This window comes from Bathymodiolus platifrons methanotrophic gill symbiont (assembly GCF_002189065.1).
Taxonomy (GTDB): Bacteria; Pseudomonadota; Gammaproteobacteria; order Methylococcales; family Methylomonadaceae; genus Methyloprofundus.
The window spans coordinates 1-2,747 of record NZ_BDMN01000104.1 but is presented as its reverse complement, the minus strand read 5'-3'; the positions used below and the strand labels follow the sequence as shown (position 1 = coordinate 2,747).

The following is a 2,747-nucleotide window of genomic DNA, read 5'->3' as shown; positions in this document are numbered from 1 at the left end:
GAACTAATTTAGCAACAAGCGCATTGATAAAGCTACTCAGCGACTTTCCTGTCATTATTGCGTTTTGAACAGCCCGAATAGTATATGAGCTTATACGTGCGATTCTTTCATTAAAAAATAATGGATTCACAAATCCTCCCCTTTTTTTAGCTGCTTGCTGCCTTTTCTCAAGATCTTCGGTGTACTTTTTATCAGAAGGGTGAATCAACTCTGGATCTTGTATTTTAGAAAGCTCTTCGACCGTGCGTAATAAGTTGTAGCTCATTGCTGTCAGCCGCATCTGGTTCTTGAGTGAGTTATTATCAGAACTGAAGTTTCCCAATAATTATTTATGGTAAAATTGAAACTATGCTACAACTATATGAAAAAAATAGTCTTTTCATTCGTTTCAAATGCTATTGCCTAAGGGGAATTAAGTAGGGGTTTGCTATAAACATGGCAAAACCACCTAAAATAAACCTCGATACACCAGCATTGTGTATTTCAGCTACTCAATAATTGGGAAACTTCAGTTTTATGTATAAGGTAACTTGTTTTCATATAATCCTGATTACTCTGCATTTATTATTACTGTGAAGAGTGGGAATAGGGTGTATATGCTGTTCCGCCTAAATTAATAGCCATTGTTATTCTAGCTTCCGGTATTGTTCGTCAAAGACATGATTTTCAGGTGTCATGCTGGAAAGGTATTGCTTGATTTCATCTTCGGTAAATCCGTAATCCTCAATAGCATATACATGACTACTTTTATAGGATTTAGCTGCGATACTATCATGGCGTAAGCTGCTTTTGTATGCCTCACTTAATGATAGTGAGAAATGCTGATAAATTGATTTAACGGTCCCTTCAGGGTCTGAAACCAGGTCTTCATAATGAATGTCAATGGCGTTCTCAGGGTCAAAATTGTAGCGATGGCTTATGATTCCCTGATAGTTAGTGCGTACCATTTCGATGACACTCATGCTTTCATATTTTCTTTGATAACATGCTGGAGAGTGAAAAGACCAGGGTTTGGAAAATACACTTAAAGAGGATGCGATGGATTTTAGGATATCGCTATGTATATAGATAGCACGCATATCAGGAAAGGCTTCCTGATAGATTCCAAGCCTTCCACCAGCAACAGCATTTTTTGCAAGAAATGTTTCTCCCTTTGATGCATAGACATGACGTTGTACTGATAAGCGAAAGTTTTTAACGACTTTTTTACGTGCTTTTTCAGGGAGATTATCAATTGAGAAAATTTCCGAAACTTCATGAAGGTACGGAAAAAACAGAATAAGACCGGGTGCTAGAAATGAGCTGACAAATAAAAATTCATCTTCTTCTGAATAGCGTAAACCAGCTTTATGCAAGCCATCCCAACCTTTAAAAAAATGTCCATCCAGTTTATCAACTAGCCAGCCGATTGGATCGCCGATACTTTTATCTATATGGGTGATTAATCCGACAAGTTTATAGATAGTAATTGAATTAAAAAGAGACTGCCACAAGGACAGGTAGGTAAAGCGCTCATCTTTTTCCAGCATCCTGTGTAGAAAGGTTGAGCCGCTACGCGGGTTGCTGAGAATAAATACGGGTTGTATAACCTTTTGCCGCCAAAAACCAGGGAAAAGAATATAATCAAGCGCCTGAAAAAAAGTAACAATCACCCGAAATATCAAAATTGACGGAATAATTATAAAGCCAACAAAAATTACAAATTTTGGTCGAAAATATTGTGGCGTAAACATGCGCGCCATTAATTTTAGAAAAATAGGCCAATAAAGAAAATACAAATGGAATCCTTGTTGTTAAGACGTGCTAATAATTCTTACCCAGGAAAAATAAGTTACCGTGAGTTTCAGAAAGGATGAGTAATTAATTTTTAAAGGATGATAGATATTACAATCTTGAATTATTATAGCACCCAGTAAATACAAGTACTACTTTATAAATCTATGCAAACATATTGAAAAGTAAGGAGGGTTAAAAATCTGAATTGCGTTGAACTAATATATGACGAAATTAGTTTTCAGGGGTTCATCTGCAGGCATAAATTAGTTGAAACGAAATAGCAAAAACCTTACAAAATATTGTCATGCTCTTTCTTAGCTGAGTTATTTAACCTTTGCACTTAGTTTCATTAGGTTCAACATCCTGTAGATTTTCTTTTCATAACCTTCGATTTATCTCGGCATCATCGGCTGAATTAATATGTAGGAACTAGACAAAATAAACACTGATAATTGGTGGGCTTGCAGATATTATTAACCCCGTGTTCCTTAGTCATTCGCTGCCAGCCATGGAGAGCGAACGCGAGGGCTGGTAGTCCCCAGAAGGCGTAGGGCCGTTGTTTTGTCGGAATCGTAGCGCTAGCGTAGGTGGAGACAAAATAAAAGGCATTCCGAAACGCCGTCCAGTCATTTGAGGGAGTGTTACGAAGCCAGCACCGAGTTTACGATGGTAGTGGCGAAGTGGCACGTACGCAGGACGTCTGGGGCGCCGAAGGCATTAGCGGTCGCGTTAAGTTTTTGCCGCTTGCTTGGGCTGGGATGCCCAAAACAAGCTTTCGCAAAAATAGCGACTCCCCGCTATCGCGATCCCGAAACAAAAAAACTTCACCGCTTTATAACGACCTTACCTGGCTCAATCAACCCTGGAACGATTGCCATGCTGTACTTCAAGCGCTGGACGATTGAGAAAGCATTCAATAACAGTAAAAGTAATTTGAAAGAAACAAAAGCATGGTCTTCTGATAATAACTC

The 2,747-nt window shown here is 38.6% G+C and carries 3 protein-coding genes; 1 reads left to right on the top strand and 2 read right to left on the bottom strand.

Going from position 1 to position 2,747, the window contains the following annotated elements:
* Both CDZ78_RS06540 and CDZ78_RS06535 read right to left on the bottom strand, forming a co-directional pair.
* Nucleotides 1-322, bottom strand: a 322-nt coding sequence (locus CDZ78_RS06540; protein WP_140413915.1) for a hypothetical protein, incomplete at its 3' end; no start/stop codon positions are given.
* Between the two features lie 304 nt (nt 323-626).
* On the bottom strand, nt 627-1,778 hold the full coding sequence (locus CDZ78_RS06535) for a sulfotransferase family protein (protein ID WP_087869283.1): 1,152 nt from the start codon (nt 1,776-1,778) through the stop codon (nt 627-629).
* A gap of 636 nt (nt 1,779-2,414) precedes the next feature.
* On the opposite strand from CDZ78_RS06535, the gene CDZ78_RS06530 reads away from it, so the two are divergent.
* On the top strand, nt 2,415-2,681 hold the full coding sequence (locus CDZ78_RS06530) for a hypothetical protein (protein ID WP_140413914.1): 267 nt from the start codon (nt 2,415-2,417) through the stop codon (nt 2,679-2,681).
* Nucleotides 2,682-2,747 lie beyond the last annotated feature (66 nt).